Origin of the sequence: Chelatococcus sp. GCM10030263, assembly GCF_042666455.1 — a bacterium.
GTDB lineage: Bacteria > Pseudomonadota > Alphaproteobacteria > Rhizobiales > Beijerinckiaceae > Chelatococcus.
The window spans coordinates 203,616-224,925 of the sequence record NZ_JBHTDB010000016.1 but is presented as its reverse complement, the minus strand read 5'-3'; the positions used below and the strand labels follow the sequence as shown (position 1 = coordinate 224,925).

General features: G+C 64.9%; 21 protein-coding genes. 8 read left to right on the top strand and 13 right to left on the bottom strand.

The window, feature by feature from the left end:
* Positions 1–33: 33 nt before the first annotated feature.
* The 4 genes from glyA to ACFQU1_RS23430 form a co-directional block, all read right to left on the bottom strand.
* Positions 34–1,341, bottom strand: a complete 1,308-nt coding sequence (gene glyA, locus ACFQU1_RS23445; RefSeq protein WP_378137319.1) for a serine hydroxymethyltransferase — start codon at positions 1,339–1,341, stop codon at positions 34–36.
* Between the two features lie 217 nt (positions 1,342–1,558).
* Positions 1,559–2,770, bottom strand: coding sequence for a murein L,D-transpeptidase (locus ACFQU1_RS23440; protein WP_378138333.1), 1,212 nt, complete (start codon positions 2,768–2,770; stop codon positions 1,559–1,561).
* A 293-nt stretch (positions 2,771–3,063) separates the two neighbouring features.
* Positions 3,064–3,588: a MarR family winged helix-turn-helix transcriptional regulator gene (locus ACFQU1_RS23435; RefSeq protein WP_378137317.1), complete on the bottom strand. Its 525-nt coding sequence runs from the start codon at positions 3,586–3,588 to the stop codon at positions 3,064–3,066.
* 258 nt (positions 3,589–3,846) lie between these two features.
* Complete coding sequence (locus ACFQU1_RS23430; protein ID WP_378137315.1) at positions 3,847–4,290, bottom strand: DUF6163 family protein; 444 nt, start codon at positions 4,288–4,290, stop codon at positions 3,847–3,849.
* Between the two features lie 208 nt (positions 4,291–4,498).
* Between ACFQU1_RS23430 and hemB the strand changes: the two genes are divergently transcribed.
* The 4 genes from hemB to ACFQU1_RS23410 all read left to right on the top strand — a co-directional run bounded on the left by hemB (position 4,499) and on the right by ACFQU1_RS23410 (position 9,650).
* Complete coding sequence (gene hemB / locus ACFQU1_RS23425) at positions 4,499–5,572, top strand: porphobilinogen synthase (RefSeq protein WP_378137313.1); 1,074 nt, start codon at positions 4,499–4,501, stop codon at positions 5,570–5,572.
* A gap of 178 nt (positions 5,573–5,750) precedes the next feature.
* Positions 5,751–6,866 (top strand): amidohydrolase family protein, encoded by a 1,116-nt coding sequence (locus ACFQU1_RS23420; RefSeq protein ID WP_378137312.1) that lies wholly within the window; start codon positions 5,751–5,753, stop codon positions 6,864–6,866.
* A gap of 98 nt (positions 6,867–6,964) precedes the next feature.
* Positions 6,965–8,299 (top strand): branched-chain amino acid ABC transporter permease, encoded by a 1,335-nt coding sequence (locus ACFQU1_RS23415; RefSeq protein ID WP_378137311.1) that lies wholly within the window; start codon positions 6,965–6,967, stop codon positions 8,297–8,299.
* A gap of 94 nt (positions 8,300–8,393) precedes the next feature.
* Entirely contained in the window at positions 8,394–9,650 is a 1,257-nt protein-coding gene (locus ACFQU1_RS23410; RefSeq protein ID WP_378137309.1) for a threonine ammonia-lyase, read from the top strand.
* 120 nt (positions 9,651–9,770) lie between these two features.
* Here ACFQU1_RS23410 and ACFQU1_RS23405 read toward each other — a convergent pair whose 3' ends face one another.
* Entirely contained in the window at positions 9,771–10,397 is a 627-nt protein-coding gene (locus ACFQU1_RS23405; RefSeq protein ID WP_378137307.1) for a hypothetical protein, read from the bottom strand.
* Positions 10,398–10,698: 301 nt separating this feature from the next.
* On the opposite strand from ACFQU1_RS23405, the gene ACFQU1_RS23400 reads away from it, so the two are divergent.
* Positions 10,699–11,112 (top strand): RDD family protein, encoded by a 414-nt coding sequence (locus ACFQU1_RS23400; RefSeq protein WP_378137305.1) that lies wholly within the window; start codon positions 10,699–10,701, stop codon positions 11,110–11,112.
* 92 nt (positions 11,113–11,204) lie between these two features.
* Positions 11,205–11,951, top strand: a complete 747-nt coding sequence (locus ACFQU1_RS23395; RefSeq protein WP_378137303.1) for an arginyltransferase — start codon at positions 11,205–11,207, stop codon at positions 11,949–11,951.
* Here the strand turns inward: ACFQU1_RS23395 and ACFQU1_RS23390 are convergent.
* Positions 11,948–12,097, bottom strand: coding sequence for a hypothetical protein (locus tag ACFQU1_RS23390; protein ID WP_378137301.1), 150 nt, complete (start codon positions 12,095–12,097; stop codon positions 11,948–11,950). The two genes, ACFQU1_RS23395 and ACFQU1_RS23390, sit on opposite strands and share 4 nt — an antisense overlap.
* 412 nt (positions 12,098–12,509) lie before the next feature.
* On the opposite strand from ACFQU1_RS23390, the gene ACFQU1_RS23385 reads away from it, so the two are divergent.
* Entirely contained in the window at positions 12,510–13,442 is a 933-nt protein-coding gene (locus ACFQU1_RS23385; RefSeq protein WP_378137299.1) for an SDR family oxidoreductase, read from the top strand.
* Positions 13,443–13,610: 168 nt separating this feature from the next.
* Here ACFQU1_RS23385 and ACFQU1_RS23380 read toward each other — a convergent pair whose 3' ends face one another.
* The 6 genes from ACFQU1_RS23380 to ACFQU1_RS23355 all read right to left on the bottom strand — a co-directional run bounded on the left by ACFQU1_RS23380 (position 13,611) and on the right by ACFQU1_RS23355 (position 18,358).
* A complete protein-coding gene (locus tag ACFQU1_RS23380) occupies positions 13,611–14,258 on the bottom strand; it encodes a MerR family transcriptional regulator (protein WP_378137297.1) in 648 nt (215 codons plus the stop codon).
* Between the two features lie 208 nt (positions 14,259–14,466).
* The gene (locus tag ACFQU1_RS23375) at positions 14,467–14,778 is read right to left on the bottom strand and encodes an integration host factor subunit alpha (RefSeq protein WP_378137295.1); all 312 of its coding nucleotides are present in this window, start codon (positions 14,776–14,778) and stop codon (positions 14,467–14,469) included.
* A gap of 178 nt (positions 14,779–14,956) precedes the next feature.
* The gene (locus tag ACFQU1_RS23370; RefSeq protein ID WP_378137293.1) at positions 14,957–15,934 is read right to left on the bottom strand and encodes a beta-ketoacyl-ACP synthase III; all 978 of its coding nucleotides are present in this window, start codon (positions 15,932–15,934) and stop codon (positions 14,957–14,959) included.
* A gap of 85 nt (positions 15,935–16,019) precedes the next feature.
* The gene (gene plsX, locus ACFQU1_RS23365; protein WP_378137291.1) at positions 16,020–17,060 is read right to left on the bottom strand and encodes a phosphate acyltransferase PlsX; all 1,041 of its coding nucleotides are present in this window, start codon (positions 17,058–17,060) and stop codon (positions 16,020–16,022) included.
* 159 nt (positions 17,061–17,219) lie between these two features.
* Positions 17,220–17,783, bottom strand: coding sequence for a YceD family protein (locus tag ACFQU1_RS23360; RefSeq protein WP_378137289.1), 564 nt, complete (start codon positions 17,781–17,783; stop codon positions 17,220–17,222).
* Entirely contained in the window at positions 17,780–18,358 is a 579-nt protein-coding gene (locus ACFQU1_RS23355; protein WP_378137287.1) for a ubiquinol-cytochrome C chaperone family protein, read from the bottom strand. The genes ACFQU1_RS23360 and ACFQU1_RS23355 overlap by 4 nt, the downstream gene beginning before the upstream one ends.
* Before the next feature lie 126 nt (positions 18,359–18,484).
* On the opposite strand from ACFQU1_RS23355, the gene ACFQU1_RS23350 reads away from it, so the two are divergent.
* Complete coding sequence (locus ACFQU1_RS23350; protein ID WP_378137285.1) at positions 18,485–18,964, top strand: outer membrane protein assembly factor BamE; 480 nt, start codon at positions 18,485–18,487, stop codon at positions 18,962–18,964.
* A gap of 171 nt (positions 18,965–19,135) precedes the next feature.
* On the opposite strand, the gene ACFQU1_RS23345 is transcribed toward ACFQU1_RS23350, so the two are convergent.
* Positions 19,136–21,259, bottom strand: coding sequence for a sodium-translocating pyrophosphatase (locus ACFQU1_RS23345; RefSeq protein ID WP_378137283.1), 2,124 nt, complete (start codon positions 21,257–21,259; stop codon positions 19,136–19,138).
* Positions 21,260–21,310 lie beyond the last annotated feature (51 nt).

Below are 21,310 nucleotides of genomic sequence, written 5' to 3'. Positions count from 1 at the left end.
GGCCCGCGGCGTCGCCGACGCCGCGTCAGGCCTTCAGCCATAGATGGGGAAGCGTTTCGTGAGGTCGTGGACCCGCTGACGGACGGCCGCCTCCACCGCCATGTTCTCCGCCTCGCCATGAGCCGCCAAGCCATCGAGCACCTCGACGATCATGGCGCCCACCGCGGCGAACTCGGCAGCGCCGAAGCCGCGCGACGTCGCCGCCGGGCTACCGAGGCGAATGCCGGAGGTAACCGTCGGCTTCTCCGGGTCAAACGGCACGCCGTTCTTGTTGCAGGTGATGGCGGCGCGCCCGAGTGCGGCCTCGGCGGCCTTGCCGGTCAGCCCCTTCGGCCTGAGGTCGACCAGCATGAGATGGCTGTCGGTGCCGCCCGAGACGATGGCATGGCCGGCCGACGATAGACTTTCTGCGAGCACCTTGGCATTTTCGACCACGGCATGGGCATAGTGCTTGAAGTCGGGCCGCAGCGCCTCGCCGAAGGCAACCGCCTTGGCGGCGATGACATGCATCAGCGGACCGCCCTGCAGGCCGGGGAAGATCGCCGAATTGATCTTCTTGGCGAGATCCTCGTCATTGGTCAGGATCATGCCGCCGCGTGGGCCGCGCAGCGTCTTGTGAGTGGTAGTGGTCACCACATGCGCATGCGGAAAGGGAGAGGGATGGGCCCCACCGGCGACGAGCCCGGCGAAATGCGCCATGTCCACCATGAAATGAGCCCCGACCGCATCGGCGATCGCCCGGAAGCGAGCGAAGTCCCAGTGGCGCGCATAGGCCGAGCCGCCGGCCACGATCACCTTCGGCTTGTGCTCACGCGCGAGCCGTTCGACTTCGTCCATGTCGACGCGGTGATCCGTCGGCGAGACCGGGTAGGACACGGGCCGGAACCATTTGCCGGACATATTGGGCGGTGCGCCGTGGGTGAGATGGCCCCCGGCGGCGAGGTCGAGCCCCATGAAGGTGTCGCCCGGCTGCATCAATGCCATGAAGACGGCCTGATTGGCCTGCGAGCCGGAATTGGGCTGGACATTGGCGAAACGGCAGTCGAACAGCCGGCAGGCACGCGCGATCGCCAGATCCTCGGCGATATCGACGAACTGGCAGCCGCCGTAATAACGCCGGCGGGGATAACCCTCGGCATATTTATTCGTCATCACCGAGCCCTGCGCTTCGAGCACGGCGCGGGAGACGATGTTCTCGGAGGCGATCAGCTCGATTTCGTCGCGCTGGCGTCCGAGCTCGAGGGTGATCGCATGGGCGATCTCCGGGTCGGCATCCGCCAGGGAAGCCGAAAAAAAGCTGTTCGACATATGGCTTGCAGCCACAGCTTCGTGCGCGCTCATGCTCTCAACTCCCGTGACCGAAGGCCGGAATGGCGCGGCGACCGCCAAGCGCGCACGCCTTCAGCTACGACATATAGGGGTCATCCCGCCAAACCGGCAGTCATGTTGTTCCCCTTATCATGAGCATCGGCCAAGGCCAACATGGACGGGGCGAACAAAAAAAGGCCCGCCAGAAGGCGGGCCTTTGCTGCTCGATCTGGTGCAGGAACCGGCCACCTCAGTTGGTGGCTTCTTCCTTCTCCTCGATCTCCTGATAGCTCATCACCTTGGCGATGTTCAGACCGTCGCGGTTGTAGATGTCGTCGCGGAACTGCACGGCGCCGTCCGGCGTCGCCCAGGCGGTGATATAGGTCCAGTAGACGGGAACGGCCTGCGCGAGGCTCGCATCGATCCGGTCACCCGAAGCGATGGCCGCGTCGATATGGGCACGATCCCAGCCCGGCGTGTCCTTCAGGAGCCAGGTGATGTAGTCGCGCACATTCTGGACGCGGACGCAGCCGGACGACACGAAGCGGAAGTCGTCGCCGAACACGCCCTTGGACGGCGTGTCATGCATATAGACGCCGTACTGGTTGGGAATATTGATGCGCACGACCCCCATGGAATTGAGATCCGCCCCGGGGTCCTGCCGGAACATGTAGTGGGTCGCCTCGTTTGTACTCCAGTTGATCTGCTGCGGCGCGATCTCCTGGCCCTGACCGTTGTAGACCCGAATCTTGTTGTCGGTCAGATAGGTCGGATCCTGCCGCATCTTCGGGATCAGGTCCTTGCGGATGATCGAGGCCGGCACGGTCCAGAAGGGATTGAAATTCACCTGGGTGATCTTGGCATTCATGATCGGCGATTGCCGATCGATCTTGCCGACGCCGGCATTATGCCGCGTCATCACCCGGTCGTTCTCGACCGTCTCCACCTGCGCGGCGGGAATATTGACGATCACGTAACGGTTACCGAGGTTGCCCGCGAAGGACTTCAGCCTGACCAGATTGGTCTCGAGCTGCCGCAGCCGCACATCGGCGGGCACATTCATCGCCGAGACCGTATTGGTGTTGACGATGCCCGTCGGGTTCAGACCGTTCCGCGCCTGGAAGCGCTTCACCGCCGCCTCGACATAGGAATCGAAAATATCAGAATCGCCCGAGCGAATGGCGAGGTCGCCCGTCACCGCCAGCCGCTGCCTGAGCGCGACCACATCCGGGCTCCGCACGCCGACCCGGAGGCTCTGCCGAGGATGGATCTCGTTCCAGCCGCCCCGCGCCACGATGTCGCGGTAGCGCGTGATCGCCTCTTCCGTGGCGGCGACCGCTTGCGGCGACAGGGTCGGCGTGGACGAGCGCCTGAGGCGCATGCTGGTCGCCACGTCATAACCCTGCTGCCATTCCGCTTGCGCGCCAAGCGCCATCTGCTGAGCGAGAGCGAGACCCGGCATCGCGACAGCCGTGACGGCGAGCGCGCCGAGAAGTCCGGCGTTCGATAAAGTGTAGCGAAGGCTCACGGCCCTAATCCCACTGTTTGACTGAAACTGCCCCAAGAACCACAGCCCACGATCTCGACGTCGCCGCCGGGATCCACACCGGGACTATAGGTAGCGTGTGGTTAAACAACCATGAGCAGTCAGGCTAATTTGTGGCACCATCGGTCCGGGCGATTCATCGCCCGGACCCTGTTGCAATAGCGCAACGGAATACCGACAGCACAGCCGTGGGATAAGGCCGAGCTTGCTCACAACTTGTAGCGTATCTGATCGCCCCAATACCGCTCGAGACGCTGGAGCGCCCTGTTGAGCCCCCTGAAGTCGTCGCAGGAGATTCCGCCGAGCGGCGCGATCGTGCGCATATGCTTTTCGTAGACTTGAGCGATGACGTCGTGCACCTCCCGGCCCTTTACCGTGAGGGTAATGCGCATGGATCGGCGGTCGACACGCGACCGGGTCTGCTGAAGAAAGCCCATCTCGGCAAGCTTCTTCACGTTATAGGCGACATTGGCGCCGAGATAATAGCCGCGGTTGCGCAGCTCGCTCGCGCTCAGTTCCTTGTCGCCGATGTTGTAGATCAGAAGCGCCTGCACGGCGTTGATCTCGCAGCCACCACGCCGCTCGAACTCGTCCTTGATGACGTCGAGCAGACGGCGGTGAAGCCGCTCGACCAGGCTGAGCGATTCCAGGTAAAGGGAGTTGATCTCCGGGACGCCGTCTGAAAAAGTCACGTTCCCAATATAATCTGTTGCGGTTTGCATTGAACGCCTCATCAAATTGCTTTGCGAACCGTTCATCGGTTCTGCGAATTGTGAGGTCACTCTAGCGCGCACCCGTGAAAAGCAGCTTAAGTGATAGCGTGAACAAGAGATTTCCGCATTTCAGTGAATCAGGGCTGAATTGCGCAAACTTCGCCTGTGCTCGACAGCACCAATCTCAGGATCTTTTCGATAATCTTCTCGGCTTCATCATGGCAGCCGAGCGATGTCGCTCGACGTGACATAACCAGCGCGGCGGGTAGTCGACCAGATCTAGTCCGCTGTGCGCGCGGCGAGCCAGGAAATGACGAAATAGGCGCCGACGAGAACGATCAGGGCCGCGATCGTCAGAAGACTGTGACCGATGATCTGCGGAAAGAAGATCGCCAGGATGAGGTCGCTCATCACCGCGAGCAGCCACATCACCCCGCCCCATGTGCTCGTCAGCCACAAGCCGACGGCTGCAACGAGGTCGATCACCGCGAAATAGGTGATGGTGGCCTGGAAGGCGAGCGGCCGCCCCTCGAAGGGCGCGTCGCCCGGAAAGACGCCGAGCAGTATCGCCCAATGGCCGAGGCCGGTGACGAGCCACACGATCGCCATGGCCCTCAAGAACCACACGAGCACGGCGTCCCAGTGCAGGCCGGCGGCGACCTCTCTGTTGAGGACATCGCCGAAGCCTTGCCGTCTCGGCGTTTCATTGGGCGTGCGTGCCATCCCTACCCTCTCCCGCGGAGCCGCTCGATTATCTCCAGGGCGTCCCAAGCCTCACACTTAGAGCATGGCCGCAAGTGCTGGAAAGGGTTTTCCCGTGATGTCCCGCCTCTTAAAGCCCCTGCGACGCACTGCCCGCCGCGCCTGCATTCCGATATCGGCGCCAAAGTGCTATCGAGAGAACGAACAGCACGAAAGCGGAACGCGTCCCATGTCCTTCAAGGTTGTCTCTTCCCTCGCGCGAAGGTCCCCCGCCGCCATTGGCGCCGAGACGTCCGCGGAAGGCGCCTCCCTTGGCCTGGTCAAACGCCCCCGTCGCAACCGCCGGACCGAGTGGGCCCGGCGTCTCGTCCGCGAGAACGTGCTGACCATCGATGATTTGATCTGGCCGCTGTTCGTGATCGAGGGCAAGGAGCGCCAGACCATCGCCTCCATGCCCGGCGTCGAGCGCCTGTCCGTCGACGACGTGGTGCGGGAGGTGGAGCGTGCCGCGTCCCTCGACATTCCCGCCATCGCGCTCTTCCCCTATATCGATCCGGCGCTGCGCGACGCAGGCGGCACGGAAGCGATGAACCCGCACAACCTGCTGTGCCGCACGGTGCGCGCCATCAAGGCAGCCGTGCCGGAAGTCGGCGTGATCACCGATGTCGCGCTCGACCCTTATACCAGTCATGGCCATGACGGGCTGATCGCCGACGGCCAGATCCTCAATGATGAGACCGTCGCGGTGCTGGTCGAGCAGGCACTCACGCTTGCCGACGCCGGGGCCGATGTCATCGCCCCCTCCGACATGATGGACGGCCGGGTCGGTGCAATCCGCGCCGCGCTCGACGGGGCGAGTTTCGACCACGTGCAGATCATGGCCTATGCCGCCAAATACGCCTCGGCGTTCTACGGCCCCTTCCGCGATGCGATCGGCAGCAACACGACGCTGGTCGGCGACAAGCGGACCTACCAGATGGATCCCGCCAACGGCGACGAGGCCTTGCGCGAGGTCGCCCTCGATCTCGAAGAGGGCGCGGACATGGTGATGATCAAGCCTGGCCTGCCCTATCTCGACATCGTTCACCGCGTGAAGGAGGCCTTCGGCGTGCCGACCTTCGCCTATCAGGTCTCCGGCGAATACGCGATGATCGAAGGCGCCGCCCGCAACGGGTGGATCTCCGGCGACAAGGCGATGATGGAAAGCCTGATCGCGTTCAAGCGGGCCGGCGCCGACGGCGTCCTCACCTATTTCGCGCCGCGTGCCGCGGCCCTCCTCAAGGGCGATCGCGCGGGCGGCTGAGCCTTTTTGAGGCGTGATGCGATGCCCCGAGCATCATCTCTGGAACCAAGTCGCCGCTCCGCCGAAAGAATGAGGCCCCGGTATCGATCGAGGGATCGAGCAAGCCTTTGACGCAAGGCGGTTTCGAGACCACGATGCCTTGAAGCGTGATCGCGGCCGGCGAAAGCCCGGATGTTCCGTGCTCGGCATCTGCCGCATCGGGCAGAGAGCCTCATCGGACGATCGCGTCGCCAAACGCGAGGACCACATGAGCGGCATGCGCGAAGACCGGCGACGGCTTCTGATTGGTGCCGCCGCACTGGCGGGCCTCGGCAGTGCAGCGGCCAGCGCCCAACCGCAGACCAAGACGGCTCTTCGCATCATCGACTTCCACAACCACTTTGTCGGTCCTGCATTCCAGTCGAACGCCGGATCATCGGCGCCCGCGAGCCAGAGCGCGCACTGGCAGAAGGTCAACCGCAACCTCTCCGATCCGCAGGCGCTGTTGGCTTCGATCGACACGGCCGGCATCGCGGCACGCGTCGTGAATACCCCTCTGGAGTTCCTGAAAGATGCAGACGGCGGGGTCTCGCCCGACCTCACCAGACGCGTGAACGACCAACTGGCGGAACTTGTCGCGCGACATCGCGGTCGGCTCTATGGACTGGCGACCATTGATGCGTTCACCGGTGAGGATGGTGCACGCGAACTGATCCGCGCCGTTCGCGAACTCGGGCTGCGCGGTGCCTTCCTGGAAAGCGCGCGAAACGATCTCCTTCTCGATGCGCCGCAAGCACGGCCGACACTTGCCGCGGCAGCGGCAATTGGGGTGCCCGTGTTCGTCCACCCCCTTACCGATGCCGCATTGCGCAAGCGGCTTGGACGTTATGGGCGGCTCGGAACCTCGTTCAATCGCGGGACGATCAACGGCGCGGCGCTCATCGCGCTCATCGAGAGCGGTACGTTCGACGAGCTCCCCTCCCTTCGCGTGGTCGTGACGACCCTTGCCATGGGCGCCGTGCTCATGGCGGGCGCATCTGGGGAAGGGAAAGGACGAACGATCCGCCGCGACGCTCCGACGCTGACCCGACGGCATGTCTACATCGACACCATGGGGCTCAATCCGACCCTGATCCGCAGTGCCATCGACACTCTTGGCGCCGATCATGTTCTCACGGGCACCGATTGGCCGATCTTCGTCGAGCCGTCCGTGGCCGATCGCCTCCCCGCAGCCTTGGCTGCCTGCGAGCTTACCCCGGCCGAGCAGCAGATGGTCGCGAGCGGGAACGCGCTGTCGCTTTTAGGGGGTGCGTAGTCTTATCCGTCTCTGGTCGGTCCCATTACGCGTTCAGCGCCCCCGCGCCACGCCAAATATCGCTTGTGAGGCTGCGGTGGCCGGCTCTAACTCGTGTCATGCGGCGCACCCTCATCCTTGCATCCATCGGCCTTGCTCTGCTCGCGGCGGCCTGCGCGCGGGTCGATGCCGAGCAGGAGCGGGTATGTCAGGATGTCATCGCGCCGCTCAATCCGGATGATGCCGTCCGCGACATTGGATCGGCGCGACCGGGACCGCTGCCCGACAGCCTGCGCATCGACTATACCGTGGCGGATGCCGCAGGCCGCTTGCGCCAACGCCTCGTCATCTGCCGCTTCGCCGGCAGCGGCCTTGCCGCGGAAAAATCCTTGCTCATCGGCATCGCCACGGAGAGCGGGCCGCTGCCCAACGCCAATTTTTATTTTCTCAAGCGCTTCTATCTCGACGCGGCCGAGGCGGAGAAGACGGGCGGCACGCCCATCCCGGCCGATGCGCCGCTCGTCTCGGCAGCGCTCGGGCTCGGCCTGCAACAGGCAATCGCCGCCGTGCCGCTCGTGGCCATCTACAGCCTGATCGCTGCCGCTTACGCGCTTGTCTTCGGCCTGATCGGCCGGATCAATCTCGCCTTCGGCGAATTTGCCGTCCTCGGCGGCGTCGCCACTGCGGCGGGGGTCGGGCTCGCCCTGTCCGGCGGTGCCTCCGCGCCAATCATCGGCATCGGTGTCGGCCTCATCCTCGCGCTCGCTTCGTCGGCCCTGCACGGCCTCGTCCTCGGTCGCCTGACGATTGCGCCGATCCGTGGCGGAAGCGGCCAGCGCGTCCTCATCGCAAGTGTCGGACTGGCGCTGGCGCTCGCCGAATATCTGCGGCTCGCCCAGGGCTCGCGGCCGCAGTGGGTCCCGCCCGTATGGAACAACCCGATCACCATCGCCCGGGCGGCGAATTTCTCGGTCACGGTCACACCCATGACGCTGGGCATCGCCGCCGTCGGGCTGGGAACCGCCCTCCTCCTCGTCGGGGTCATGCGCTTCAGCGCCTTCGGCCGCGCCTGGCGTGCCTATGCCGATGACCCCGGCGCTGCTGCCCTCTGCGGCGTGGATGGCGGCCGGCTCTTCGACCGAACCTTTCTGGTCGCCTGCGCGCTTGCCGGGCTGGCCGGCTTCATCGTGACCATCCGCTACGGCAGCGTCGGCTATACGATGGGCCTGACGCTCGGCCTCAAGGCGCTCATCGCCGCCGTGCTCGGCGGCATCGGATCCGTCGGCGGCGCCTTCCTCGGCGGCGTCATTATCGGTATCGGCGAGGCGGTATGGTCGGCGACCATGCCCATCGAGAACCGTGACATAGCCGTCTATGCCTTGCTCGTGACGATCCTCATCTTCAAGCCCGACGGGTTGTTCGGCGACGACGGCGGCAGGCCGCGGGGACCATGAAAAATGCGGTCCGGGGCATGCATCGGCTGGAAAGTCGGCGCATAAACGGCTTCAAGGCATACTGCCTGTCGCGAATCTCTTCGGGAGAACACCCGTGCAACTGCCGGCCGTCGACATCATCACCCTGGCGGATATCGAGAAGGCCGCTGCGCTCCTCTGCGGGGCGATTGTGCGCACCCCCCTGCTCGCTTCGCCTGCGCTCAGCGCGCTCACCGGCGCCGACGTCCATGTGAAATATGAGAACATGCAGGCGACCGGCTCCTTCAAGGAGCGCGGCGCGCTGGTGAAGCTCTCGGCCTTGACGGCGCAGGAGCGCCGCCGCGGCGTCATCGCCATGTCGGCGGGCAATCACGCCCAGGCGGTCGCCTACCACGCCAAGCGTCTCGGCATTCCCGCGACCATCGTGATGCCGCAGACGACCCCCCTCGTAAAGGTCGAGAACACGCGCAGCCATGGCGCCGAGGTTGTGCTCGACGGCGAGACCGTAAGCGAATCGGCCGTCCGGGCGCGCTCGATCGCCGCCGAAAAGGGGCTCGTCTTCATCCATCCCTATGACGACCCGGCGATCATGGCCGGGCAAGGCACGATCGCGCTCGAAATGCTCGCCGACGATCCTGCCCTCGACTGCCTCGTCATCCCGATCGGCGGTGGCGGCTTGTGTTCCGGCATGGCGGTCGCGGCCAAAACGCTGAAGCCCGAGATCGAGATCATCGGCGTCGAGGCGGCCCTCTACCCCTCCTTCCATAATGCGCTGACCGGCGAGGAGCGGCCGATCGGCGGGCCGACGCTGGCCGAGGGCATAGCGGTGAAGACCGTCGGCCAGCTCACTCTGCCCATCGTGCGTGCGCTCGTCGGCGAGATGCTCACCGTCGACGAGGCAGCGCTCGAAAGCGCGGTGAATGCCTATGCCACCCTGCAGCACTCCATGGCCGAAGGGGCCGGCGCGGCGGGGCTGGCCGCCCTCCTCGCCTATCCCGAACGGTTTCGCGGGCGGCGTGTCGGGCTTGTGCTCTGCGGCGGCAATATCGATGCCCGCCTCCTCGCCTCGGTGATGGTCCGAGCCTTGGAGCGGGCCGACCGCATCGTCTCCTTCCGCATCACCGCCAGCGACCGTCCCGGCATTCTCGGCCAGATCGCCAGCCGCCTCGGCGAACTCGGCGCCAATATCCTCGAAGTGTCGCACGGCCGGCTCTTTCTCGACGTGCCGGCCAAGGGCGTTTCCATCGACCTCACGATCGAAACCCGCGATGCGGAGCATTCACGCCGCGTGCTCGAGGCGCTCGCCGCGGACGGGTTGGCACCCACCCGGGTGGACGCTCGAAGCCGTGCTGAGCAGGACCGAGGGCCTTAGGACTCTGGGCTGAATTGTTGACCGTTAAGTTGGTCGGCCCACTTGCTGGTTTCCACGCACGATCGAACCACTTTCGATTGATCGACGCGCAATGCGCTCGCCCCAATTGTCAGGTGCTGATCATGAGTCCGAATCTGGCAGGGGTATGCCTCCTGTCCCCAGGAGCGGCATCTCCTCGTGTTTGGCCGGAAGAACATCCCCTGCGACTGGCGGAGGCTCATCATTGAATGTCCCGAAGCTGATGTCGGCGCCGGTAATATGCGCCTGGACGTCGATCAGGCTGTCGACCTTTCCGTCACCGTTGGCGTCGCCGATGATGTAGGTGTGAGGCCTGTAGGTCTCGGTATCCTGCACCAGGAGCGCTTGCGCGTTGCCCGTCGCTTCGAACTGGACCGCTTTCAGCCTGGCGAGCGTCAGATGTCCCTGTCGCTCCTCGACGATTGCGAACCGCTCATCGAAGACGATCTTGTCCTCGTCCCGCCCACGCTCGTCTTTCGGACGATAATTGAGAAGGGTTTCTACCTTTCTTGGCGAAAGCGGCGCATCGGCCAGTGAATGATAGTGATAGATGTCTCTCACACCATTCACGCCGGCGCATGTGTCGGAACCAGCGCCACCATGATAAAAATATCCGCGCTCTCCTTCTATTTTCAACGCATTCTCGCTGATCGTCGGTTCAGAGATCCAATTATCAGTTCGCCCTTTGAGTGGACCAATGATGCTCTCTAGTTTTTTTGTGAAGCTCATGACTGATCGCTCTCGATTTCTGATGCTAATCAGAAAAGCTTATAATCGCCGCGCGATCTTGGCGTGGCCCGCACGAAAGATCGGCAATCCAGATCGCCAGCCGGCTCGGTATCCGCGCCGCGTGCTCGAGGCGCTCGCCGCGGACGGGTTGGCACCCCGCCCGAAGCCGTGCTGAACAGGAACGCCTGCAGCAATCGCCATGGCGCACTATATAATCAGGCGAGCATTCCTTCGGAGATCACGTGTGACCTATCCAACGCCCAGCCCCTCGCCGTCCCGGTCAGTTCCCACCGAGCGGGACATGTGGTCGACCAGAGGCGTCCTCACACCGAGGTTCTTCGCCTATCTGATCGATCTCTGCGTCATTGGATTTCTGATCCTCGTGCTTGGGATGATCATCAGCATCCTCGGCGTTCTGACCTTCGGGCTCGCCTGGTTGCTCTATCCGGCCCTGGCCGCCACGGCAGTCATCTACAGCGCGATCACCGTCGGCGGACCTCGGCAGGCGACCATCGGCATGCGCCTGCTCGGCCTGAAGGTCATCAGCAACGACGGGCGGCCGGACGTGATCACCGCTGGCGTCCACGCGCTCTTCTACTATGTGGCGGCGGGCACGGTGGTGCTTTGGCTGATCGATATCATCACCGGCCTATTGCGCAGCGACCGACGCCTGCTGCACGATGTGCTCACCGGGCTCACCGTGGTGCGGGACTGACCAGATCCTCGATCCAAGTTTGAGGACGCAAGGCGCGGTGCTATCGTGACGAGGGTGCTTCGACCAGACAGGCCGCGCATGCGAGTTGCGCCGTGACGACACAGCCGCGCGATACGCCACAGTTCTATCTGACGGCGCCGTCGCCGTGCCCCTATCTGCCGGGGCGGGAGGAGCGGAAGGTTTTCACGCATCTGGTCGGACGACGCGCGGCCGAGATCAACGATATCCTGACGCAAGGCGGTTTCCGGCGCTCGCAGACAATCGCTTACCGGCCGGCTTGCGAAGCGTGCCGCTCCTGCATTTCGGTGCGCGTTGTCGTGAACGCCTTCAAGCCCTCGCGCAGCTTCCGGCGTATCCTGTCGCGCAATTCCGATCTGGTCGGCGAGATCCGCAATCCCACGCCAACCTCCGAGCAATATAGCCTGTTCCGCAATTATCTCGATGCCCGCCATTCCGATGGCGGCATGGTCGACATGACTGTGCTCGACTATGCCATGATGGTCGAGGACAGCCATGTCACGACCCGCATCGTCGAGTATCGGCCGAGAGGGCCGGACAGTCGCATTACCGGGCGGGGCAGCGGCGAACTGCGTGCCGTCGTGCTGACCGATATTCTCGCGGACGGCTTGTCGATGGTCTATTCCTTCTATGATCCAGCGGCCTACGACCGAAGCCTCGGCAGCTTCGTCATCCTGGATCACATCGCCAAGGCCCGTGAACTCGGCCTGCCTTACGTCTATCTCGGCTATTGGGTCGAAGGTTCGCACAAGATGGATTACAAGACGCGCTTTCGGCCGCAAGAACGGCTGATGCCGCAAGGCTGGATGCGCGTCGACTAGGTCACCGACTCATAACGCGCATCCAGATCCTTGCGGCTGCGAGCTTGACGACGGCGAGGTGGTTTTCGGAGTGTTTCTCGTATCGTGTCGTCGTCGTCCGGCCCGAGATTCTTCGTGATGAAGACCGGCCACTTCCGTTTGGTCATGATCAACCTCCTACTCTTCGGTGCTCGCGCCACTGAGGACGTCGAGAGCTAAGCACGAACGTGCCGGCATCCTTAGCGATTGGTCAACGTCGCGCCTTGGGGCGTCGGGCAGCTCACGGCGACGCCGCGGAGGGTCAGTGGCCCCCCACAGCGGCGCCCGCTACCCGGCCGCCAGCGCCTCGCCCTCGGTGCAGAACCACCGCTCGACGGCGAGCCGCCGATCGAACCGGCCGCCTTCTCCGCCCGCCTGTCGCGGCTGATGGAAACGGCGTCGGGGAGAAGTAGGGCTTGGCGGGGGAGCGGCCGCTGACAGGGCCGCATTTCCGAAGAGCGGGGCCCCGACCGTCGATCCACTGTTGCCGAAGTAGTGCTATGCTGTGTCCTCACCCGTGCCGCCGACAGGGAGTCTGGGATGACGCGAGCCGCATCGAAGAGCGTGCTGGTCACCGGTGCCTCGAGCGGCATAGGCCGCGCCACTGCCCTTCGCCTTGCGGCGGAGGGCATGCAGGTCTTTGCCGCCTGCCGGAAGGCGTCGGACGGGGAGGCGCTCGCGAGCGAGGCAAAGCCCGGCACGCTCACGCCCGTCCTCATGGACGTGACCTCGGCCGACTCGATCGCGGCCTGCCGCGAGAGGATCGCGGCGGCCGCCGACGGCGGGCTCGACGGGCTCGTCAATAACGCCGGCGTCGGAACCTCGGGCCCGATGGAGGCCCTGCCGCTCGACACGGTGCGCGCGGCTTTCGAGGTAAACCTCTTTGGCCAACTGGCGGTCATCCAGGCGTTCCTGCCACTGCTGCACCCCCGCCGCGGCCGCATCGTCAATCTCGGTTCCGTCGGCGCCCGCATCACCATTCCGTTCGGCGGCGTGCTCTGCGGCTCGAAGGCGGCGTTCGAGTCCTTCAGCGACGCACTCCGGCTCGAGCTCCACCCGCTTGGGTTGCACGTCTCGATCATCCGGCCCGGCTCGATCCACACGCCGGCGGTCGCCAAGACGCTCGGCGGCGTCGATGAGGCGATCGCCGGCTGGCCCGAGGCGGCGCGCACGCGCTACGGCGCGATGTTCCGCAGCTTCACCGCGCGCGCGGTGGCCCGCGAGGAGGCGGGCAGCCCGCCGGAGGTCGTCGCGGAGGCGATCCTCCACGCGCTCACCGCGGCGACGCCACGCACACGCTACGCGGTCGGCAAGGACGCGCGGGCGCTGTCGCTCCTGCCGCGGCTGCTGCCCGACGGGCTGCTCGACCGCATCCGCCTGAAGATGCTCGGCCTGCCGACCGCCTTCGGCCCCGCGGCGCGGTCGGGGGAGGAGGAGACCGCTGCGAGCGGCGGCGCGGCCATGGGGCGCTGACGGCAGGTCGGGATCAGTGAGCGTCCGCCGGTCGGGCCTCGCCGACTTCAGGTGCGGGCGTGCGCCGTCAATGCGCCCGCCGTGAGGATGAACGGCGACCTGGGGGCTAGGCTTTTGGCGATTCCTCAAGGGAGGGAAAAGAGCTCCAGGTTCTTGGCGCGAACCGGATCAACTCTCGTCGTCGACGACGCCGCGTGCCAGAGCCATCAGCCGGCGGCATTCGCGCAGCTCCTCTAGAACCTCGGACAGGCGCTCGATGGCGGCGGGACCGAGCCCTCCCGAAGCGTGGCTTTCGACGAGCTCGCTATCGGCGGTCTCCTCCTGCGGGCGCAGAGGCTGGCGGGTCTCGACCTCCGGCGCCCAGCCGTCAGCACGGGCCACCGCGCCGTGCTGGGCCGGCTCGGCCACAGCCGACCAAACGGCTTCCCGTGCCGCGCCCTGGCGTGGTGCGGAAGGCGCGTGGCGCGCCTCGGCCATGATTGCGTCGTCTTGGTCGCCCTCATCCGCATAGGCACGATTGGCCGCCAGCGTCGCGAGCTGGCCGGGCTCCTGCCATACCTGCTGGACGAAGCGAACCCCTTCCTGCTTCAGGATCCGCTGCACGCCCTTGATGGTATAGCCCTCGCCGTAGAGGAGATGGCGGATACCGCGCAGCAGCTCGACATCGTCGGGACGATAATAGCGCCGGCCGCCACCGCGCTTCAGCGGCTTGATCTGCGAAAAACGGGTCTCCCAGAAACGCAGGACATGTTGAGGAACGTCGAGTTCTTCCCCGACCTCACTGATGGTGCGAAAGGCATCAGGGCCTTTGTCCACCGTCCTCTCCCATTTGCACCGGATCGGCCTATCGCCGCGCCTCTTCCCGTCGCCGAAGACATCGGCGTCGATCACGCGCGCCCGGATCGCGGACGTCTGCAAGTGATCGATCCTGCAGCCGGGGCGCAATCTCGGCCCGAAGTCCGGTGTTCACTTCGGGCAACACGCCCCGTCTGTCGGCCGTCCTCCCCCCGGGACAGAGCCTCGTTCAAGCCTCGTCCTTCGCGTCGATCCCGTTGATGCGGGCACGCAGCACATTCGATGGTTTGAAGACCATGACCCGCCGCGGATCGATCGGCACCTCGATGCCGGTCTTCGGGTTGCGTCCGACCCGCTCGCCCTTCTCGCGCACGACGAAAGAGCCGAAGGAGGAAAGCTTCACCGTCTCACCGCGGGCGAGACAATCGCACATCTCGCTCAGCACAAGTTCGACGAGGGCAGCGGACTCAGTGCGGGATAGACCCACCTTCTGATACACGACTTCGCAAAGGTCTGCGCGCGTCACCGTCCGACCTGCCATGGCACCCTCTTGCAACGAACCTTCACCGACAGAAGCATCTCACTGAATTACAACGATATTCAGTCGAGCAGCCGCGGTCAACGCCCGAGCGGCCTCAGTCCACGACAATATCAGCATCGCTGGAGAGCGGCCCTGCGTTGGAGAGAATGGCTGATGGAGGTAGGCGTCGCGCAGCCCGTTACCAGCGAATGAGCGCACTCGCCCAGGTGAAACCGCCGCCCATGGCCTCGAGCATCACGAGATCGCCTTGGCGAATGCGGCCGTCGGCGCGCGCAGCAGCCAGCGCGAGCGGGATCGAGGCGGCCGAGGTATTGCCGTGGCGATCGACCGTGATCACCACCTTGTCCGGGGCGATGCCGAGCTTTTGCGCACTCGCGTCGATGATACGCTTGTTCGCCTGGTGCGGCACGAACCAGGTGATGTCGTCGGCGGTAACGCCGGTCGTGCGAAAGGCGTCCTCGACCACATCCGTGATCATCCCGACCGCATGGCGGAAGACTTCGCGGCCTTCCATTCGCAAATGCCCGACGGTGCGGGTTGAGCCCGGGCCGCCGTCGACGAAGAGCTTGCTGCGATGGCGGCCGTCCGACCTCAGATGCGTGGTCAACACGCCGCGATCCTCGAGCGTGCCCTTGCCCTCTTCCGCCTCCAGCACCACTGCCCCTGCCCCGTCGCCGAACAGGACGCAGGTGGTGCGATCGTTCCAATCGAGAAGGCGAGAGAAGGTCTCCGCTCCGATGACGAGCGCACGGCGATGTGAGCCCGAGGTCAGAAATTTGTCGGCGGTCGCGAGGGCGAAGACGAATCCGGAGCAGACCGCCTGCAGATCGAAGGCTGCGCCGTGAGTCATGCCGAGCGCGGCCTGCACCTGCGTTGCCGTGGCCGGAAAGGTATAGTCCGGAGTCGACGTGGCGCAGACCACGAGATCGATGTCGTCGGCCGTGAGCCCGGCGTCAACGAGCGCCGCGCGCGCCGCCTTCTCGGCGAGGAGCGACGTAGTCTCGTCCTCCGCCGCGATGTGACGCGCCCGGATACCGGTTCGCTGAACGATCCATTCGTCGGAGGTCTCGACCAGCTGCGACAGATCACTGTTGGTCATCACGCGTTCGGGCAGGTAGGCACCGCACCCGCGGACGACCGATCTCAACCGAAACACAGGATACTCCTAAACCCGCGGCCCGCGTCGGGCCTGCGGCGTAAACCAGAGGTGCGGCCTTCGCCCACCTTTGCGCGTCGCTTGTTCAAGCATCGACCGCCGGCTCGAGCTGCAGCTTTTCCAAGGTGCTGCGGATCTGGTCGATCAAGTCGTGTCGCGCCATGTCATAGGCGAGTTCGACCGCGCTGGCAAAGCCGAGTGCATCCGTACCGCCGTGACTCTTGATCACGCTGCCTTGCAGGCCGAGGAAAATGCCGCCGTTCGAACGTCGCGGGTCCATCTTGCGGCGCAGAGCGTCGAAGGCGCCCTTGGCGAACAGATAGCCGATCCGTGCCATCAGCGTCCGGCTCATGGCGCTTTTGAGATAGCCGGCGATCTGGGTGGCCGTGCCTTCGGCGGTCTTGAGCGCGATATTGCCCGCGAAGCCTTCCGTCACCACTACATCGACGATGCCTCGGCCGATGTCCCCGCCCTCCACGAAACCGTGATAGGCGAATTGCGGCAGGTCGGCCTCTCGCAGGATTCGGCTCGCTTCCTTCACGGCATCGAGCCCCTTGACCTCCTCGACCCCGATATTGAGGAGACCGACCGTCGGCCGCTCGATATCGAAGATCGCCTTGGCGAGCGCCGCGCCCATGACGGCGAGATCGACGAGATGGCGCGCGTCCGCGCCGATCGTCGCGCCGACATCGAGCACGATGCTCTCGCCGCGCAGCGTCGGCCAGATGGCGGCGATCGCCGGCCGCTCCACCTGCGCCAGGGTCTTCAGGCAGAAGGTCGCCATCGCCATGAGCGCGCCGGTGTTGCCGGCAGATACCGCGACGTCGGCCTCGCCCTTCTTCACCGCATCGATGGCGAGCCACATGGAGGACTTATAGCGGCCAGCACGCAGCGCCTGGCTCGGCTTGTCATCCATGCGTACCGCGACCTCGGCATGACGGAGTTCGCAGGCTTTGGTAAGCGCTTCGTGCTGGGCGAGGAGCGGCCGTATCGAAGGCTCGTCGCCATAGATGAGAAAGCGGATCTCCGGACGTCGCTCCAGAGCGATAGCGGCCCCTGGGATGACGACGGCGGCCCCACGATCGCCACCCATGGCGTCGAGCGCGATCCGAACCGGTGGAGACATCGTGTCTATGGTCATTCCCCGCAACGCAGCGTCTGGCGCTGGCGCGCCGGGGACAATAACGTCTTGCAGAAGCCCCGCAACCTGTATTTTGCGCCGAGGGGCCGCGAGCCGCGTGAAGGGCGAGCCGAGCTGAACTGTGGGACGATCACGGCGAGCACCCTACTGATGCTCATCGCTCTTGGCCTTCAAGGCCGCGAGCCGCGCGAAGGGTGATTCCTCGGCCCCGTCGCCCTCGAAGGCGAAGACGGCGCCTGGCTTGCGGGGATAGGGATCGATTCCGAGCGCCAGGAACTCCGCCGTCAGAGTGCCGAGGTCGATCGTCCCGTCGACGATCTCATCGGGCAAATCTGCTGTGGACAATCCGGCCTCGCGTGCCGCCTTGTCGCGACCGCCATCCGGCTCGTCCCAGTCGTCGTGTTGCGGCTGGTCCCGCTGTTCCACGAAATCGACGTCCACAGCCTCTTCGACGGCGTCCTCGAAGGCTTCGAGCGTCACGACACAGGTCTGTTCGATTCTCGCCCGAACCTCGCCCCTCACCTTCACGCGCTTGCCTGTGCCGGACACGTGATAGGCGGCATCGAGGCTGTGAACGGCCCTCACTCCGAATGTTTCGGCGAGCACTTGTCGCTCGGCCTCCGTGGTTTTCACGACGATATTGACGCCCTGCGGCGGAATATCCGCCAACGCCAACGGCCGCGTCAGTTGAAATTCGGTGCTCGTCATGGATCGTCCCCTGGGCTCGTTCCGATGGCTCGACCTCCCCCGCCGACAAGGGCCTCGGCCTCGGGGAAAAGGTCTGGAGAAGACAGGATCGTAGCCAGATCGAGGCCCGACATCCGATTGTCCGCCTCCTTTATATAGGTCGCGAGCCGCTCCGGCGCACCTGGGTCGCCGGCGCCGACATTGCGGGCAATGGCTGCGAGGAGCGCGGCGTCGTCGCCAGCGGCCAGAGCCTCGTCATAGCTTTTCGCCCGCCCATAAAAGCCCTTGGCATAGTCTTTCATCCGTTTCGGCACGGCGAGATCGCTGATGCCGATCTCCCGGAGCGCGCGCTCGATCTCGAGGAAAAGGCGGTCGATGAAGTCCTGCGCGAGATCAGGCGCAGGCGCGGGCAAGGCACGCAGCCGCCGCAGGACGACGACAGTATGCAGCGCGAGCGATTCGAAACGCCCCTGCACCGTGTCGGGAATGAGGCCCGCGCCATAGAGTGCGGGAGCGCGCGCTGCCGCGTTCACCCGCGTGTAGAGGGAACCGGCGGCGTCATCCCCAGGACGTGAGCTGAACAACTTGAAAATCATAACGGGCGATGCCCTCCTGACCGCCTTGCCAAAGCCATAACCGCGGGGTACGGCATCCAACCGCGCACGTGCAAGCGGGAATGTGGTAACGGTGAAGACGGTATTGGAACGACACGGATGGGCAGCATGATACCGCGCGGGCCTCGGCTCTCTCGACGTTCACTGACACTGGCTCTTGCCGCCACGCTCGTGGTAGGCCTTGGCGCCTGTTCCGGCCGCGAGACGATCCAGCGGGGCTATGTCCCGGACAACGCGGCACTCGCTGAAATAACGCCGGGCACGAGTGTCGACCAGGTGCTGGCCAAACTCGGCACGCCCTCGACGGTCTCCACGGTCGGTAACAAGACCTTCTACTACATCAGCCAAACGCTCAAACGCACGGTGCAGTTCATTCAGCCGTCGATCGTCGACCAGCGGGTGATCGCAATCTACTTCAACCAGAACTTCAAGGTCGAGCGGGTCGCGAACTACGGCATGAAGGATGGTGTCGTGTTCGACTTCATCAGCCGCTCGACCCCGGCGAGCGGAACAGAGCAGAGCTTGCTCCGCCAGTTGTTCCGCGGCGTCGGCGGCGGCGGCAACAACTTCAACCCCTTCGGCTCGTAAGCAGCCAAAAGGCGATGCGAGCCCGATTCGGCGGGCTCGCATCCGGCGGGGCGCAGCGGGGCGGCGTCCGTGCGCAGGGTTGTGTGCTTAACGATAGAAATCGCCAGCGTCGCCTGAAGGCCCGCAGCGCGCAGGTCTTCAGGCAAGAAGCCAAAGTTCTCCGATAACGCTTTAGAGTTTCGCGAGAACGGCCAGGAGCAGCAGGGCGACAATATTGGTGATCTTGATCATCGGATTGATCGCCGGACCGGCCGTGTCCTTGTAGGGATCGCCGACCGTATCGCCCGTCACCGCCGCCTTATGCGCATCCGAGCCTTTGCCGCCGTAATGGCCTTCCTCGATATATTTCTTGGCATTGTCCCAGGCGCCTCCGCCTGATGTCATCGAGATCGCGACGAAGAGGCCGGTGATGATGACGCCGAGCAGCATCGCGCCGACAGCCGCGAAAGCATTGCTCTTGCCAGCGACCAGGAGCACGACGCCGAAGGCGACGAGCGGCGAGAGCACCGGCAGGAGCGACGGGATGACCATTTCGCGAATGGCGGCCTTCGTCAGCATGTCCACCGCGCGGCCGTAGTCCGGCCGGTCGGTGCCCTGCATGATGCCCGGCCGCTCGCGGAATTGCCGACGCACCTCCTCGACCACGGCGCCGGCGGCTCGCCCGACCGCCGTCATGCCCATGCCGGCGAAGACGAAGGGCAGAAGGCCGCCAAACAGGAGGCCGACGACGACGTATGGATTGGACAGGGAGAAATCGACCGTTACCCCCGCGAAATAGGGGTAGTTGGCACTGTCGCTCGTGAAATGGGCGAGGTCCGAGGTATAGGCCGCGAAGAGTACGAGCGCGCCGAGGCCAGCCGAGCCGATGGCATAGCCCTTGGTGACGGCCTTCGTCGTATTGCCGACCGCGTCGAGCGCATCCGTCGACACCCTGACCTCCGCCGGAAGCCCGGCCATTTCGGCAATGCCGCCGGCATTGTCGGTGACGGGGCCGAAGGCGTCGAGCGCCACCACCATGCCGGCGAGCGCCAGCATCGCCGTTACCGCGATGGCGATGCCGAAGAGGCCAGCAAGCCCATAGGCGACCAGGATGCCGGCGATGATGATGAGCGCCGGCAAGGCTGTCGCTTCAAGCGAGATCGCAAGCCCCTGGATGACGTTGGTGCCGTGGCCCGTGACCGAGGCCGTGGCGATGGATTTCACCGGCCGATAGCCGGTGCCGGTATAATATTCCGTCACGATGACGATGAGCGCCGTGACCACGAGCCCGGTGCAGGCGCAAAAGAACAGCCCTCCCGGCGTGAAGCTGACACCGGTCGTCGTCGTGAACACGCTGTCGAAACCGCCGAAGACCAGCCAGGTGACGAGAGCAATGGCGACGATCGAGAGCACGCCCGCGCCGATGAAGCCCTTGTAGAGGGCGCCCATGATGGACTGATTGGCGCCGAGCTTGACGAAGAATGTGCCGATGATCGAGGTCACGATACAGGCGCCGCAGATCGCCAGCGGATAGAGCAGCACGCTGTCGAGCAGTGGACTTCCGGCAAAGAAGATGGCGCCGAGCACCATCGTGGCGACCACGGTGACCACATAGGTTTCGAACAGGTCGGCGGCCATGCCGGCGCAATCGCCGACATTGTCGCCCACGTTGTCGGCAATGGTCGCGGGATTGCGCGGGTCGTCCTCGGGAATCCCGGCCTCGACCTTGCCGACGAGATCACCACCGACGTCGGCCCCCTTGGTGAAGATGCCGCCACCGAGGCGCGCGAAGATCGAGATGAGCGAGGCGCCGAAGCCGAGCGCGACGAGCCCGTCGACCACCGTGCGATCACCCGGCGCATGGCCCAGGAAATGGACGAGGACCGTGAAATAGACGGTGACGCCGAGGAGCGCGAGGCCGGCAACGAGGAGGCCCGTGACCGCCCCCGATTTGAAGGCGATGTCGAGACCCGCGCCCAGTGACTGGGTGGCCGCCTGGGCGGTGCGCACATTGGCGCGGACGGAAACATTCATGCCGATGAAGCCGGCTGCCGCCGACAGGACGGCGCCGAGCGCGAAGCCCACCGCCGCCACCACGCCGAGGAACCAGGCGAGGCCGATGAACAGAACGACGCCGACGATCGCGACGGTTGAATATTGGCGGCGCAGATAGGCCTGCGCGCCCTCGCGAATCGCTCCGGCGATTTCCTGCATGCGGGCGGTGCCGGCGTCGGCCGCCATCACGCTCTGGATGGTATAGACGCCGTAGACGACTGAAAGAACGCCTGCCACTATTACGAGAAGCAATGCTGTCATGTTTCCGTCCCTTGATCGACGGGGGAGTGGCGCACCTCGAACGGGTGCGAT